This window comes from Streptomyces sp. NRRL WC-3618 (assembly GCF_001280005.1).
In the GTDB taxonomy this organism is placed as follows: domain Bacteria; phylum Actinomycetota; class Actinomycetes; order Streptomycetales; family Streptomycetaceae; genus Streptomyces.
The window spans coordinates 40894-55262 of sequence record NZ_LGDW01000445.1 but is presented as its reverse complement, the minus strand read 5'-3'; the positions used below and the strand labels follow the sequence as shown (position 1 = coordinate 55262).

The following is a 14369-nucleotide window of genomic DNA, read 5'->3' as shown; positions in this document are numbered from 1 at the left end:
CTGCGGAGGTGGGCGCCGGGGCGGAGAAGGGGGTCGGGGCCGCGAGGGGGCCGGGGTGCGGGGCGCCGGGGGTCGGCACCGGGCCTGCGGGGCCGAAGCCGGGCGTCGGGGAGGGCATCGGCTCCGGCGGGCCGAAGCCGGGGGGCGTCTGCTCGGCCGGCCCGAATCCCGGCGGGCGCTGCGCACCGGACTCCGCCGCCGGGGCCTCCACGGCCTCAGGCACGCCGACGGGGGCCGCCCCGGAGCGCCGCAGCCCCGTCGTGGGTGTGTCCGTGGCTCCGCTCGTGGCCGATGCCACCGACTCCAGCAGTCCCCGCGCCGTCTCCGCGTCCGGGCGCTCCTCCGGCGCCTTGGCCATCAGCTGCCGCAGTACCGGGCCCAGGGCGCCGGCGTTACGGGGCTCCGGAAGGGGTTCGGCCACGATCGCGGTGAGCGTGGACCAGGTCGACGTACGGCGGAAGGGTGAGGTGCCCTCGACCGCCGCGTACAGGGTGGCGCCCAGGGCCCAGATGTCCGAGGCTGGGCCGGGGGCGTTGCCCTGGGCCCGTTCGGGTGCCAGGTAGTCCAGGGAGCCCACGAGTTCGCCGCTGCGGGTGAGGTGCGTGGCCGAGCCGTCGCCGGGGTTCTCCATCGTGGCGATGCCGAAGTCCGTCAGGACGACCCGGCCCGAGGTCTCCAGCAGGATGTTGCCGGGCTTCACGTCACGGTGCAGGACGCCGACGTTGTGGGCGGCGGCCAGCGCGTCCATGACCTGGGCGCCGATCCCGGCGGCCTCATGGGGGTCCAGGGTGCCGCGCTCGCTCAGGATGTCGTCCAGGGAGCGGCCGTCCACCAGTTCCATGACGATCAGGGGGCGGCCGTCGATCTCGGTGACATCGTGTACGGCGACCACTCCGCGGTGGCGGATCCGGGCCGCGGCGCGGGCCTCGCGCTGCATCCGCAGCCGCAGGTCGGCCAGTTCTGGCGCGCCGGCGTCCGTGAACGTACGCAGTTCCTTGACCGCGACCTCACGGCCGAGGACCTCGTCGACCGCTCGCCAGACGACGCCCATGCCGCCGCGCCCGAGCCGGTCCACGACGCGGTAGCGGCCGGCCAGCAGACGTCCGGTCTCGGTCGTGCCGTCAGCCGCCCATTCCTCCGCCCCTTCTGCGGCCCGTTCTGCCGCAGCTTCTGCCGCCTGTTCGTCCGGCTGTCCGGCCGTCGGTCCGTGCTCCGGCGAAGACACCACTGCCCCGTTTCTGTGACCCACTCATGCGTTCGTACAGATTACGTCGGGGTCAGGTGCCCTTCGGCACAGCCTGGTGAACAGCCGTCACCCTCCACTGCGGAACCTTCAAACCCGCACGACTCCTGCCCGACCGGAATCTCACGCAGGCTTTCGCCCGGCCGTGCCGGAGGGCGCCAGGGCCTGTCCGGGCCGGGCGAAGCCGTCCAGGTCGGTCCGGGTCAGGCCGTTCGTCGCCCGGGTCACCTCCGCGACGTCGAGCGCGCCGCAGTCCAGGCCGCGCAGCAGATAGCCGCTGAGAGCCTTGGCGGTGGCGGGCTCGTCCATGACGTCGCCGCCGGTCCGGTCGGCGTAGCGCGAGAGGCGGGCCGCGGCCTGTTCGAATCCCTCGCGGTAGAAGGCGAAGACGGCCGCGTACCGGGTCGGGATGTGCCGGGGGTGCATGTCCCAGCCCTGGTAGTAGGCGCGGGCCAGGGCGCGGCGGGTGAGACCGTAGTGCAGGCGCCAGGCCGCGTGGACCTGCTCGGTCGGGCCGACGGGCAGGACGTTGGTGGAGCCGTCCGACACGCGCACTCCGGTGCCCGCCGCCGCGACCTGCATGATCGCCTTGGCGTGGTCGGCGGCCGGGTGGTCGCTGGCCTGGTAGGCGGCGGAGACGCCCAGGGAGGCGCTGTAGTCGAAGGTGCCGTAGTGCAGGCCGGTGGCGCGGCCCTCGGCGGCCTGGATCATTCGGGCGACCGTGGCCGTGCCGTCGGTGGCGAGGATGGACTGACTGGTCTCGATCTGGATCTCGAAGCCGATCCGGCCGGGTGGGAGACCGCGCGCCTTCTCGAACTCCTCGAGGAGCCTGACCATGGCGGTGACCTGCTCGGCGTACGTCACCTTGGGAAGGGTGAGGACGAGCCCCTCGGGCAGTCCGCCGGCCTCCATCAGACCGGTGAGGAAGATGTCGAGGGTGCGGATGCCCCGGGCGCGCACGGCCTCCTCCATGCACTTCATCCGGATGCCCATGTACGGGGCTGCCGTGCGTTTCTGGTACGCCTCGGCGATCAGACGGGCCGCGCGGGCCGCCGTCTCGTCCTCCTCGTCGTCCGGGCGGGGGCCGTAGCCGTCCTCGAAGTCGACGCGCAGGTCTTCGATGGGCTCGCGCTCCAGTTTGGCGCGGACCCGGTCGTGGACGGGTTCGGCGAGGTCGTCGGAGAGACCGAGGACGGCGGCGAAGGAGGCGGCGTCCGGGGCGTGTTCGTCGAGGGCGGCCAGGGCCTGGTCACCCCAGGAGCGGATGGTGTCGGCGGCGAACGCGTCCCCGGGGACGTACACGGTGTGGACGGGCTGGCGGGTGCCGGGGTCTCCGGGGTAGCGGCGCGCCAGCTCCGCGTCGACCGGGGCGAGGGAGGCGCTGATTTCCTCGCTGACGGTACCCGCGAGGCTCGTCGTCACGTTTCCCTGCCGGCCCTGCACCATTCCGAACCCTCCACTTTCCGTAACCTTTTCCGTAGTACGGAATCAGTAATCCGCCTACCGAAGCTAGTCGTCGATCTTTACCCCGGTCAACACCTGCTCGAACCGGGAGTTCCGATCTTCTCCCTCTGGTCACCGCCGAACCCGGCGTCCTTTCCGTATTCAGTGGGCAAGGTTCATTCTGACTTCGAAGGGGAGGGGATCACGTGCCGAAAGAGGTCGGAGTGACGCGTCGCCACGGACTCAAGTCCGTGGCCGCCGCCGCCATCGCCATGCCGCTGCTGACCACGGCGGGATCGTCGATACCGGCGGTCGCCGGCGAGCACCCGGGCGCCCTGAACGTCATGACGTTCAACGTGCGCTTCGCGACCGTCGTCGACAAGACACCGCGCTGGTCCGTCCGGCGACCGGTGATGCGGGAGTTGCTGCGCCGCGAGCGCCCCCACGTCCTCGGCACCCAGGAGGGGCTCTACCAGCAGGTGCGCATGATCGAGAAGGATCTCGGCGAGCACTACGACTGGATCGGCACCGGCCGGGGCGGGGGCAGCAAGGACGAGTTCATGGCGGTCTTCTACGACACCCGAAGACTCGAACCCCTGGAGTACGACCACTTCTGGCTGTCCGACACCCCGTACACGATCGCCTCCAACACCTGGAAGGCGGACTGGCTGCGCATGGTGACCTGGGTGAAATTCGCCGATCTGGCGGACGGGAGACGGGAGTTCTACGTCCTCAACACTCATCTGGACAACGTCAGCCAGTACGCCCGGGAGCGCTCCGCAGGGCTCATCGGCGAGACGATCGCCCAGTGGGACCCGGCGACGCCGGTGATCGTCACCGGCGACTTCAACTCGCCCGCGCACGAGAACCGGGTGTACGACCTGATGCTCGCGAACGGGCTCGTGGACACCTGGGACGCGGCTGCCGCCCGCAGCCCGCAGTACGGGACGTTCAACGACTACCGGGCGCCCCAGCCCGGCGGCCGGCGCATCGACTGGATCCTGACCTCACCAGGGGTGACCACGCACTGGGCGGGGATCAACACCTTCTCCGTCGACGGGATGTACCCGAGCGACCATCTGCCGGTGCAGGCCTCGTTGAGACTGGGATGAGCTGAGGCCCCCGTGACCGGTCGTACTCAGGTGCTACCGGTCGCGGGGGCCTCGACGGCTCAGGAGGATCAGCCCTTGCGGGCGTTGATCTCCTCGGTGAGCTGCGGGACGACGTCGAAGAGGTCGCCGACGACGCCGTAGTCGACGAGGTCGAAGATCGGGGCCTCGGCGTCCTTGTTGACCGCCACGATCGTCTTCGAGGTCTGCATGCCGGCGCGGTGCTGGATGGCGCCGGAGATGCCGTTGGCGATGTACAGCTGCGGCGAGACGGACTTGCCGGTCTGGCCGACCTGGTTGGTGTGCGGGTACCAGCCCGCGTCCACCGCGGCGCGCGAGGCGCCGACGGCCGCGCCGAGGGAGTCGGCGAGCGCCTCGATGATCGGGAAGTTCTCGGCGCCGTTGACGCCACGGCCGCCGGAGACGACGATCGCGGCCTCGGTCAGCTCCGGGCGGCCGGTCGACTCGCGCGGGGTGCGCGCGGTGACCTTGGTGCCCGTGGCCTGGGCGGAGAAGGTGACGGCGAGCGCCTCGACGGCGCCGGCGGCCGGGGCGGCCTCGACGGCGGCCGAGTTCGGCTTGACCGTGATGACCGGGGTGCCCTTGGCGACACGGGTCTTGGTGGTGAAGGACGCGGCGAACGCGGACTGCGTGGCCACCGGGCCCTCGTCGCCGGCCTCGAGGTCGACGGCGTCGGTGATGATGCCGGAGCCGATGCGCAGCGCGAGACGGGCGGCGATCTCCTTGCCCTCGGCGGAGGAGGGGACCAGGACGGCGGCCGGGGAGACGGCGTCGTACGCGGCCTGGAGGGCGTCGACCTTCGGGACGACCAGGTAGTCGGCGTACTCGGCGGCCTCGTGGGTGAGGACCTTGACGGCGCCGTGCTCACCGAGGACGGCAGCGGTGTCGGCCGCGCCGGCACCCAGGGCCACCGCGACCGGCGAACCGATGCGGCGGGCGAGGGTCAGCAGCTCCAGGGTGGGCTTGCGGACGGCACCGTCCACGTGATCGACGTAGACGAGAACTTCAGCCATGGGACTTCTACTCTCCTGCTTGCGGAAGATGAGGGGCGGTCAGCGAGCCGGGACCCACGGCGATGAGCCCCGGACGGGGCCTAGATGAACTTCTGGCCCGCGAGGAACTCGGCGAGCTGCTTGCCGCCCTCGCCCTCGTCCTTGACGATCGTGCCGGCCGTGCGCGCCGGGCGCTCGGTCGCGGAGTCGACCACGGAGTACGCGCCCGCGAGACCGACCTCCTCGGCCTCCAGGTCCAGGTCGGACAGGTCCCAGGCCTCCACCGGCTTCTTCTTGGCGGCCATGATGCCCTTGAAGGACGGGTAACGCGCCTCGCCGGACTGGTCGGTGACCGACACGACGGCCGGGAGGGAGGCTTCCAGCTGCTCGGAGGCGGAGTCGCCGTCGCGGCGGCCCTTGACGACACCGTCCTCGACGGAGACCTCGGAGAGCAGTGTGACCTGCGGGACGCCCAGCCGCTCGGCGAGCAGCGCCGGTACGACACCCATGGTGCCGTCGGTGGAGGCCATGCCGGAGATGACCAGGTCGTAGCCGGCCTTCTCGATGGCCTTGGCCAGCACGAGGGAGGTGCCGATGGCGTCGGTGCCGTGCAGGTCGTCGTCCTCGACGTGGATCGCCTTGTCGGCGCCCATCGAAAGGGCCTTGCGGAGCGCGTCCTTGGCGTCCTCGGGGCCGACGGTCAGGACCGTGATCTCCGCGTCGTCGGCCTCGTCGGCGATCTGCAGCGCCTGCTCGACCGCGTACTCGTCGAGCTCCGAGAGCAGACCGTCCACGTCGTCACGGTCGACGGTCAGGTCATCGGCGAAGTGCCGGTCGCCAGTGGCGTCGGGCACGTACTTCACAGTGACAACGATCCTCAAGCTCACGCCGGCTCTCCTACTGCATCGTCTGTTCCGGGCTGCCTTCCTGCAGGCAGCATAGGCGCCTCAAAGCGGCAGATCCCGATGGGGGCGACCCGCGCTCCGAACGAAATATTACTCGCCAGTACACCCACTCGACGCCCACTGAGCAAGCGCTTTGACGTGTGACCTTCGCAACGCAGCGTAACCGGAACCGGGGCAGCCCCGCAGCATAGTCAAAATCACAGGTGGGCGACCGGTCGGTCACCGACAGTCAGTCGCGGAGCCCGTTGAAGCGGCCCTGGTGATAGAGCAACGGCCGTCCGGCACCCGCGGGATCGCCCACCATGACCTCGGCCAGTACGACCCGGTGGTCCCCGGCCGGTACGCGTGTCACGGTCCGGCACACCAGCCAGGCGAGGACACCGTCGAGGACGGGTACCCCTTCGGGGCCCTCACGCCAGGCGGTGGGCGCGCCGAACCGGTCGGCGCCGCTGCGGGCGAAGGTCGCGGCCAGTTCCTGCTGGTGCTCGCCCAGTATGTGTACGCCGACATGGTCGGCCCCGGATATCGCGGGCCAGCTGGAGGCGCCGGTGCTGATGCCGAAGGAGATGAGCGGGGGATCGGCGCAGACGGAGGTGAGGGAGGTCGCGGTGAAGCCGACGGGGCCGGCGCTCCCTCGGGCGGTGATCACGGCGACTCCGGCCGCGTGCTGCCGGAAGACCGAGCGCAGCAGGTCGGGAGAGGCGGGAACGAGGGGCCGAGGGGCGCCGAGGGCGGGCGTGGCCGTCATGGACCTGTCCTTCTGCGGGAGGCGGTGAGCTGGGCGGTGGCTGCTCAACTGCCCGGACATTGCGCGCTCGCGGTGCGCAACAGATCCACGTGGACGCGCGCGTGGAGAAGGAGTTCCGGAGGCATAGGGTCAGGCTGACGATAGATGGCGGGCGCAGTCAAGTAGCTCCCGGCAACTGGGAGATGCGTCACCGGACGCACCATCAGCGACGTCGCCGGACATCACGGGGCCTCAAACGGCCTCCCCCAGCGCCGCGATGACCTCTTCCTTGCGCGGCTGCCCGGTCGCCCGCCGCACGATCCGCCCGTCGGCGTCGAGCACCAGCACGGTGGGCGTCTTGAGAATGTCGAGCCTGCGTACGAGGTCCAGGTGTTCCTCGGCGTCGATCTCGACGTGGGTGACGCCTGGGACGATGTCGGCCACCTCGCCGAGGACACGCCGGGTGGCCCGGCAGGGCGCGCAGAACGCGCTGGAGAACTGCACGAGCGTCGCCCGCTCGCCGAGACCCTGGCCCAACTCGGCGGCGCCGAGCCTCTTTCCGTCGTCGCGCCCGCGCACGCGCACTCTCCCGCTCCGCCGCCGTTGCAGCACTCCGAAGGCGCTCGCCGCCGCGAGCACCGCCACACACATCACGATTCCGGTCATCCTCGCCTCCAGCGTTCATCAGACTGCAAAGATTCCCGGCTGCTCGAAACGTTTCTGCTAAGGAATGATCGCTTCATGGACATCGATGTGAGAGGGCCGCGCTTCGGGGCGGCCGTGACGACCGCCGTCCTGGCGGTCGTACTGATCACCGGGAGCGCGTGGCTGCTGGCCTGGCAGACGCTGGCGTTCGCGCTGGGCGCGGCGGGCGGGGTCGGGCGCTCCCCCTATGGCTGGCTGTTCCGTAAGGCCGTCCGTCCGCGGCTCGGGCCGCCGACGGAGTTCGAGGCACCGGAGCCACCGCGGTTCGCCCAGGCGGTCGGGCTCGGCTTCGCGGCTGTGGGGCTCGCCGGGTACGCGCTGGGTGTGGAGTGGCTCGGACTCGCGGCGACCGGCGCGGCGCTGGCGGCTGCGTTCCTGAACGCGGCGTTCGGGTACTGCCTAGGGTGTGAGATGTACCTGGTCGTACGACGAGTGACGGCACGTACCGAGTAAAGGTGGCTTAAAAGCGGGAGGTCGATCAAGGCGAGTGACGTGACGATTATCTCGCCCGGCGCGGGCACGAGGGCTGGCCACGTGTCCGTTCTTGGGGCACGATCTGCGCATCGCTGTAAAACCTACGGCTGCGTAACTTCCCGCCGGGAGCCTCTTCCCAGGCAGAGCAGAGAGAAGGGTCATCCCCGTCCATGGCTGAGCTTGCCTACCGTCCCGCCATCGGTCTCGCCCGGACACTGTTCAAGGCCTGGGACCTGAAGATCGACTGCAAGGGATCGGAGAACATCCCGCGCTCGGGTGGGGCCGTGCTGGTGAGCAATCACATCGGCTATCTGGACTTCATCTTCGACGGTCTCGCGGCGCTCCCGCAGAAGCGGCTGGTGCGCTTCATGGCGAAGGAATCGGTGTTCCGGCACAAGGTCTCCGGCCCGCTGATGCGCAACATGAAGCACATCCCCGTGGACCGCAAGAACGGTGAGCTGGCGTACGCGCACGCAATGGACTCGCTCCGCTCCGGCGAGATCGTCGGCGTCTTCCCCGAGGCCACGATCTCGCAGTCGTTCACGCTGAAGAGCTTCAAGTCCGGCGCCGCGCGCATGGCTCAGGAGGCGGGCGTCCCGCTGATCCCGATGGCCGTGTGGGGTACGCAGCGTCTGTGGACCAAGGGTCGCCCGCGCAACTTCAAGCGCAGCCACATCCCGATCATGATCCGGGTGGGCGAGCCCATGGAGGCTCCCCGGGACAAGTACGCGGGTGCCATCACCCGGCAGCTGCGTGAGCGCGTCAACGAGCTTCTGGAGGCCGCCCAGCGCGCGTATCCGGTCCGTCCCAAGGGGCCGGACGACACGTGGTGGATGCCGGCCCACCTTGGCGGTACGGCGCCCACACCGGAAGAGGTCCGCGAGGCCGAGGCTCGCTGAGCCCTCCGGGGGTTGGGTGGGAAGGTCTGCGGGACGGTGGGGGCTTCGCGCGCAGTTCCCCGCGCCCCTGTCGGGGGCCGCCCCCGCTTTCACTCCGCAGTGCGGGCCGGTGGGGGCTGGTGCACAGTTTCTCGCGCCCCTGTCGGGGGGCGCCCCGGGGGGTGAACTCCCTGCGGGACGGTGGGGGCTTGGCCCGCAGTTCCTCGCGCCCCTTTGGGGCGCCCCCGGTTCACTCCGCGTTGCGGAGCGTGATTTTTGCCCCAGGGCTGAACTTCTCCAGTAGTTCGGCTAGTTCGGTGGCGGCGTTGCGGGACTGCTCCGGCGCCATCGGGGGGAGGCACTCCAGGAGGAAGATCGCGGATGTGGTCTGCTCGGTGAGGCGGGTGCGTGGGCCCTGGCGCCAGTTCCAGCGGCGGCAGGTCACTCCCGTCTCGTCGCACCACACGACCTCACCGGCGTCGGGGTGCTCTACGGTCTCCTCGCCGCCGGCCACGGTCACGAAGTCCTCGGTGCCCGTGGCGCGTACCAGCCGCATCCCGCCCCGGATGTGGTCGAGGTCCTCGCCGCCGACCGGGACCAGGTGCGCCACGCTGATCGCGTTGTAGACGTCGACCAGGACGTTGATCCGGGGCAGCCCCGCGTCCGTCAGCGCCCGCTTGGCGAGCGCCTCGGCCGAGTTGCGGGTGCGCGACGGCTTGGAGCCGAACGCCGTGTACGTGTCCCGCCAGGCGACCATGTGCGGGTCCTCGTGCGGGGGCCGGCCGTCAAGGCGTACGGCGAGCCGGCGGGCCGCGTCGTCCAGGAGTGCCGAACTGGCGTCGGTGCTGGGCCCGTTGACGAGTCCGTGCGCCTCGATGGCGACATGGGTGAAGCCGGGTGCGAGCGCGCGCACCTCGTCGGACACGGTCAGGGTGAGAGTCATCGCTTGCCTCAGAGTGCGGTGGGGAGCGTCTTCCAGAGATACGGCCTGTCGGGCGCGGCCTTCAGCACGCCCAGCACAGCCGGATGCGGTTCAGCGTACAGTACTGGATAGTCCACCTCATTGGACTCCGGATCCGGCACCCACGCCAGCCGCTCACCGTCGAGGGAGAACCGCGCGTCCACGCCCGCCTTGTTGCCTCGGGGGTCCTGGCGATGCCAGGCGCCGTTGAATCGCACGGCGACCAGCCCGTGCACGACGTGACCGCCTCCGTCGTCGTGCGCGAGCCGCTGGTAGCACAGCGCCGTGGGGATGTCCTCGGCGCGCAGCAGCGCGGCCAGCGCGTGGGCCTTGGCGTAGCAGATGCCGGTGCGCTGCTCCAGGACCGCCGAGGCCCGCCAGGTGACCCGCGGGTCACCGCTGTCGGCGGAGTGCGGGATGGTGTCGCGCACGAATTCGTACGCAGCTCGCGCATAGGCATACGAGTCCACCGCACCCATGGCGAGCTGCGCGGCGGTCTCCCGTACCAGCGGGTGATGGTGGTCGATGACCTCGTCAGCGGCCAGATACGCGGACAGGTCAGAGGTGTTCTGGATCAGCTCCATGGCTCCAGAGCATAGGAAAGCGATCACCGAAGAGTCAATGACTTTTCAGGTGACCGCATACCTATGCATTCAGTGGGAGGGCGTCAGCGCGCCATCTCCTCCTTCAGCGCCGCCACGAACGCGTCCACGTCGTCCTCGGTCGTGTCGAAGGCGCACATCCAGCGGACGTCGCCCGCGGTCTCGTCCCAGAAGTAGAAGCGGAAGCGCTTCTGCAGGCGTTCGCTCACATCGCGCGGAAGGCGGGCGAAGACCGCGTTCGCCTGGACCGGGTAGAGGATCTCGACCCCGTGCACGGCCCGTACGCCCTCCGCCAGCCGCTGAGCCATCTCGTTGGCGTGGCGGGCGTTGCGCAGCCACAGGTCCTTGGCGAGCAGCGCCTCCAACTGCACCGAGACGAAGCGCATCTTGGAGGCGAGCTGCATGGACAGCTTGCGCAGGTGCTTCATGTGGCTGACGGCGTCCTGGTTGATCACGACCACCGCCTCGCCGAACAGCGCGCCGTTCTTCGTCCCGCCGAGGGAGAGGATGTCGACGCCGGCCGCGTTGGTGAACGTCCGCATCGGGACGTCGAGCGAGGCCGCCGCGTTGGCTATACGGGAGCCGTCCAGGTGGACCTTCATGCCGTGAGCATGGGCGTGGTCGCAGATCGCGCGGATCTCGTCCGGGGTGTAGAGGGTGCCCAGCTCGGTGCTCTGGGTGATCGAGACGACCTGCGGCATCGCGCGGTGCTCGTCGTCCCAGCCGTACGCCTGCCGGTCGATCAGGTCGGGGGTCAGCTTGCCGTCCGGTGTGGCCACCGTGAGCAGCTTGAGCCCGCCCATGCGCTCGGGGGCGCCGCCCTCGTCGACGTTGATGTGCGCGCTCTCGGCGCAAATCACGGCGCCCCAGCGGTCGGTGACCGCCTGGAGCGCGACAACGTTGGCTCCGGTGCCGTTGAAGACGGGGAACGCCTCCGCCGTGGCGCCGAAGTGGCTGCGGACGATCCGCTGGAGGTTCTCCGTGTAGTCGTCCTCGCCGTACGCGACCTGGTGCCCGCCGTTGGCCAGGGCCAGGGCGGCGAGCACCTCGGTGTGGGCCCCCGCGTAGTTGTCGCTGGCGAAGCCTCGGCTCTCCGGGTCGTGATGACGGCCCGCGTCGGTCTTCGGAGGGTTCACGGCTTCTCGGTCAGCCACAGACGTTTCCCGTTCACTTCGGCGGCGGGCCGCTCCCAGACGTCTGCGATGGCCTCGGCCAGCTCCTTGACGTCGGTGAAGCCCGCGAACTTCGCATTGGGGCGCTCGGCGCGCATCGCTTCGTGCACCAACGCCTTCACGACCAGGATCGCAGCCGCCGACGTCGGTCCGTCGGCGCCCTCGGCGGCTCCGGCCTTGCGGAAGTAGTCGGCCATGGCCAGCGTCCACGCCTCGGCGGCGGCCTTGGCGGCGGCGTACGCGGCGTTGCCCGCGGTGGGGTTGCTCGCGCCGGCGGCGCTGGTCAGGACGTACCGGCCGCGGTCGCTGCGCTGGAGGGCCTCGTGGAAGGCGAGGGAGGTGTGTTGCACGGTGCGGATGAGCAGGAGTTCCAGCAGGTCCCAGTCGTCGAGGACCGTCTTGGTGAACGTCTCGCTGCCGCGCCAGCCGCCGACGAGGTGGACCAGGCCGTCGACACGCCCGAAGTCCTTCTCGACGCGCGTGGCCCAGTCCCGGGTCGACTGCAGGTCGAGCAGGTCGACGGTGTCGCCGACGACGGTTGCGCCGCCGTGCGCGTAGCTGGCCGCGTCCACGGCCTCCGCGAGCCGCTCCGGGTCGTTGTCCGAGCCGACGACGGTCGCGCCGGCCTCGGCGAGCCTGAGCAGTGTCGCCCGGCCGGCGGGTCCGCCGGCGCCCGCGACCGCGATCACCGCACCGCTGAGAGCCCCGTTCCCCATGTTCATCGCCTCCTGAGCAGTGTTTTCGGTGGCGCGGCCGCTCATGCGGCGACCCGCTCGGCACTCTCCGCGGTGATCCCCCTGGTGGAGGCGATCACGTTCTTCAGCTTCTTGGAGAGGGCCTCATAGAACATGCTCAGCGGAAACTCGTCCGGCAGCACCTCGTCGACGAGTTTGCGGGGCGGCTGGCTCAGGTCGAGGGCGTCGGGACCCTTGGCCCAGCGGGAGCCGGGGTGCGGGGAAAGATACGCGGAGACCAGCTCGTACGCCTTGAACCAGTGGACGAGCTTGGGCCGGTCGATGCCCTCGCGGTACAGGGTCTCGATCTCGGCGCAGAGCTGGTTGGTGACCTGGGGGGCGCGCTGCCAGTCGATGTGCAGTTTGTTGTCGGTCCAGCGGATCACGTTGTGCTGGTGCAGGTACGCGAAGAGGAGCTGGCCACCGAGGCCGTCGTAGTTGCGGACCCGCTCGCCGGTGACCGGGAAGCGGAACATCCGGTCGAACAGCACCGCGAACTGCACGTCACGGGCCTGGGAGACGCCTTCCGCCTCGAGCTTCACGGCCTCCTTGAAGGCGGTGAGGTCGCAGCGCAGCTCCTCCAGGCCGTACATCCAGAACGGCTGGCGCTGCTTGATCATGAAGGGGTCGAAGGGCAGGTCGCCGTGGCTGTGGGTGCGGTCGTGGACCATGTCCCACAGGACGAACGCCTCTTCGCAGCGCTTCTGGTCGTGCACCATCGCGGCGACGTCCTCAGGCAGTTCGAGGCCGAGGATGTCGACGGCGGCGTCGGTGACCCGGCGGAAGCGGGCGGCCTCGCGGTCGCAGAAGATACCGCCCCAGGTGAACCGTTCCGGTGCCTCGCGCACGGCGATGGTCTCCGGGAAGAGGACGGCCGAGTTGGTGTCGTACCCGGCGGTGAAGTCCTCGAAGGTGATGCCGCAGAACAGCGGGTTGTCGTAGCGGGTGCGCTCCAGCTCGGCCAGCCAGTCGGGCCACACCATGCGCAGGACGACCGCTTCGAGGTTGCGGTCCGGGTTGCCGTTCTGCGTGTACATCGGGAAGACGACCAGGTGCTGAAGGCCGTCCGCGCGGCTCGCGGCGGGCTGGAAGGCCAGCAGTGAGTCGAGGAAGTCCGGCACCCGGAATCCGCTGTCGGACCAGCGGCGCAGATCCTTGGCGAGGGCCTGGTGATAGGCGCTGTCGTGCGGCAGCAGCGGGGAGAGCTCGGCGACGGCGTCCACGATCCGGCGTACGGCGAGATCGGCGTCCGCGGGGTCCGGGGCGTCCTCCCGGTCGAAGTCGATCGACCCGTCCTTGGCCTGCCATGGCCGGATCTGCTCGACGGCGTCCTTGAGCACGGGCCAGGCCGGGTGCTCCACCACCCTGGCGAGCGGAGAAACCCGCTGGTCCGAAACTATCTGCTCAAGAATTTCCGTCATGTCCCATCCTCCACGGGAGAACCTCTCGTAAGGACACCGTATGCGTACGAGGTTCCCGATCACAAGGCGTGCTGGAAGAGATTGTCCTGCGGACCCTCATGGTCACCATAATTTTTCCTGCCGGAAACCATGACGACAGTGACTTCCTCTACCCGACACGGGCCGGTTCACACCCCTCGGCTGATCACTGATTCCGGCCAGGCCGTTGCCGCGCGTCCGTACGGGTTCAACGCGGGGCCGGGCGGTTAGGCTGCGGCAGCCGAACCGCCGTCGACGGAAGCGAGTTGGCCTTGAACTTCCTGACCATCGGGCACCGGGGAATCATGGGCGTGGAGCCCGAGAACACCCTCCGGTCGTTCGTCGCCGCCGAGCAGGCGGGCCTCGACATGATCGAGCTCGATCTGCGGCTCAGCAAGGACGGCGACCTCGTCGTCATGCACGACGCCACCGTGGACCGCACGACGACCGGCACCGGCCCCGTCGCCGAGCTGACCCTCGCCGAACTGCGCGCCCTGGACGCGGGCCGCGGCGAGCGCGTCCCGGCCTTCGAGGAGGTCCTCGACGCCGTCGGCACACCGCTCCAGGCCGAGATCAAGGACACGGCGGCGGCGCGGGCGCTGGCCGAGGTGATCGAGCGCCGGGAGCTGGCCGGACGGGTCGAAGTGTCCTCGTTCCACGAGGACGCGATCGCCGAGGTCACCCGCCTCGTCCCCGAGGTGAGCACGGCGCTCATCGCCGCCCGCTACGGCACCGACGTCGTGCACCGCGCCACCCGCTCCGGCGCCTCGACGGTGTGTCTTGACATCCGCCGTCTCACGCTGGAGATCGTCGAGCGGGCGCGAAAGGCGGACCTGCGCATCATCGGCTGGGTGGTGAACACCCAGGACCAGCTACGCCTCGTTCGTGCCCTGCAGCTGGACGGCGCGACCACCGACTACCCGCAGATCAAGGTCACGGGCCGCTTCACCGCGTAGCGGGCACG

At 70.0% G+C, this 14369-nt stretch carries 16 protein-coding genes; 4 read left to right on the top strand and 12 right to left on the bottom strand.

What is annotated here, in order from left to right; translation table 11 throughout:
• Together ADL01_RS29730 and ADL01_RS29725 are read right to left on the bottom strand one after the other, a co-directional pair.
• Window positions 1-1099, bottom strand: a 1099-nt coding sequence (locus tag ADL01_RS29730; RefSeq protein WP_234354843.1) for a serine/threonine-protein kinase, incomplete at its 3' end; no start/stop codon positions are given.
• A 267-nt stretch (window positions 1100-1366) separates the two neighbouring features.
• Window positions 1367-2689, bottom strand: coding sequence for a DUF6986 family protein (locus tag ADL01_RS29725; RefSeq protein ID WP_053745085.1), 1323 nt, complete (start codon window positions 2687-2689; stop codon window positions 1367-1369).
• Window positions 2690-2892: 203 nt separating this feature from the next.
• On the opposite strand from ADL01_RS29725, the gene ADL01_RS29720 reads away from it, so the two are divergent.
• Complete coding sequence (locus ADL01_RS29720) at window positions 2893-3798, top strand: endonuclease/exonuclease/phosphatase family protein (protein WP_053745084.1); 906 nt, start codon at window positions 2893-2895, stop codon at window positions 3796-3798.
• 68 nt (window positions 3799-3866) lie between these two features.
• Here the strand turns inward: ADL01_RS29720 and ADL01_RS29715 are convergent, their stop codons facing one another.
• The 5 genes from ADL01_RS29715 to ADL01_RS29700 all read right to left on the bottom strand — a co-directional run bounded on the left by ADL01_RS29715 (window position 3867) and on the right by ADL01_RS29700 (window position 7106).
• Window positions 3867-4829, bottom strand: a complete 963-nt coding sequence (locus ADL01_RS29715; protein WP_053745083.1) for an electron transfer flavoprotein subunit alpha/FixB family protein — start codon at window positions 4827-4829, stop codon at window positions 3867-3869.
• Between the two features lie 80 nt (window positions 4830-4909).
• Entirely contained in the window at window positions 4910-5695 is a 786-nt protein-coding gene (locus tag ADL01_RS29710) for an electron transfer flavoprotein subunit beta/FixA family protein (RefSeq protein ID WP_053745082.1), read from the bottom strand.
• A gap of 247 nt (window positions 5696-5942) precedes the next feature.
• Window positions 5943-6461, bottom strand: a complete 519-nt coding sequence (locus ADL01_RS29705) for a flavin reductase family protein (protein ID WP_053745081.1) — start codon at window positions 6459-6461, stop codon at window positions 5943-5945.
• A 44-nt stretch (window positions 6462-6505) separates the two neighbouring features.
• Window positions 6506-6586, bottom strand: a complete 81-nt coding sequence (locus ADL01_RS47930) for a putative leader peptide (RefSeq protein WP_420719747.1) — start codon at window positions 6584-6586, stop codon at window positions 6506-6508.
• Between the two features lie 106 nt (window positions 6587-6692).
• Window positions 6693-7106 (bottom strand): thioredoxin family protein, encoded by a 414-nt coding sequence (locus ADL01_RS29700; RefSeq protein WP_053745080.1) that lies wholly within the window; start codon window positions 7104-7106, stop codon window positions 6693-6695.
• Between the two features lie 75 nt (window positions 7107-7181).
• On the opposite strand from ADL01_RS29700, the gene ADL01_RS29695 reads away from it, so the two are divergent.
• Window positions 7182-7598 (top strand): DUF4395 domain-containing protein, encoded by a 417-nt coding sequence (locus tag ADL01_RS29695; protein ID WP_053745079.1) that lies wholly within the window; start codon window positions 7182-7184, stop codon window positions 7596-7598.
• 191 nt (window positions 7599-7789) lie between these two features.
• Window positions 7790-8518 carry a lysophospholipid acyltransferase family protein gene (locus ADL01_RS29690; RefSeq protein WP_053745078.1) on the top strand — a complete coding sequence of 243 codons (729 nt, stop codon included), beginning with the start codon at window positions 7790-7792 and terminating at the stop codon, window positions 8516-8518.
• Between the two features lie 229 nt (window positions 8519-8747).
• On the opposite strand, the gene ADL01_RS29685 is transcribed toward ADL01_RS29690, so the two are convergent.
• From ADL01_RS29685 to ADL01_RS29665, 5 genes are all read right to left on the bottom strand, one after another.
• Complete coding sequence (locus tag ADL01_RS29685) at window positions 8748-9440, bottom strand: B3/4 domain-containing protein (RefSeq protein ID WP_053745077.1); 693 nt, start codon at window positions 9438-9440, stop codon at window positions 8748-8750.
• Window positions 9441-9448: 8 nt separating this feature from the next.
• Window positions 9449-10042, bottom strand: a complete 594-nt coding sequence (locus ADL01_RS29680) for a transglutaminase domain-containing protein (protein WP_053745076.1) — start codon at window positions 10040-10042, stop codon at window positions 9449-9451.
• An 83-nt stretch (window positions 10043-10125) separates the two neighbouring features.
• Window positions 10126-11196 carry a threonine aldolase family protein gene (locus ADL01_RS29675; RefSeq protein WP_053745075.1) on the bottom strand — a complete coding sequence of 357 codons (1071 nt, stop codon included), beginning with the start codon at window positions 11194-11196 and terminating at the stop codon, window positions 10126-10128.
• Window positions 11193-11948 (bottom strand): SDR family NAD(P)-dependent oxidoreductase, encoded by a 756-nt coding sequence (locus tag ADL01_RS29670; RefSeq protein WP_053745092.1) that lies wholly within the window; start codon window positions 11946-11948, stop codon window positions 11193-11195. The genes ADL01_RS29675 and ADL01_RS29670 overlap by 4 nt, the downstream gene beginning before the upstream one ends.
• Window positions 11949-11989: 41 nt before the next feature.
• Window positions 11990-13387, bottom strand: a complete 1398-nt coding sequence (locus ADL01_RS29665) for a DUF6421 family protein (RefSeq protein WP_053745074.1) — start codon at window positions 13385-13387, stop codon at window positions 11990-11992.
• Between the two features lie 290 nt (window positions 13388-13677).
• Here ADL01_RS29665 and ADL01_RS29660 point away from each other — a divergent pair, with 290 nt between their 5' ends.
• On the top strand, window positions 13678-14361 hold the full coding sequence (locus ADL01_RS29660; RefSeq protein ID WP_053745091.1) for a glycerophosphodiester phosphodiesterase: 684 nt from the start codon (window positions 13678-13680) through the stop codon (window positions 14359-14361).
• Window positions 14362-14369: the final 8 nt, after the last annotated feature.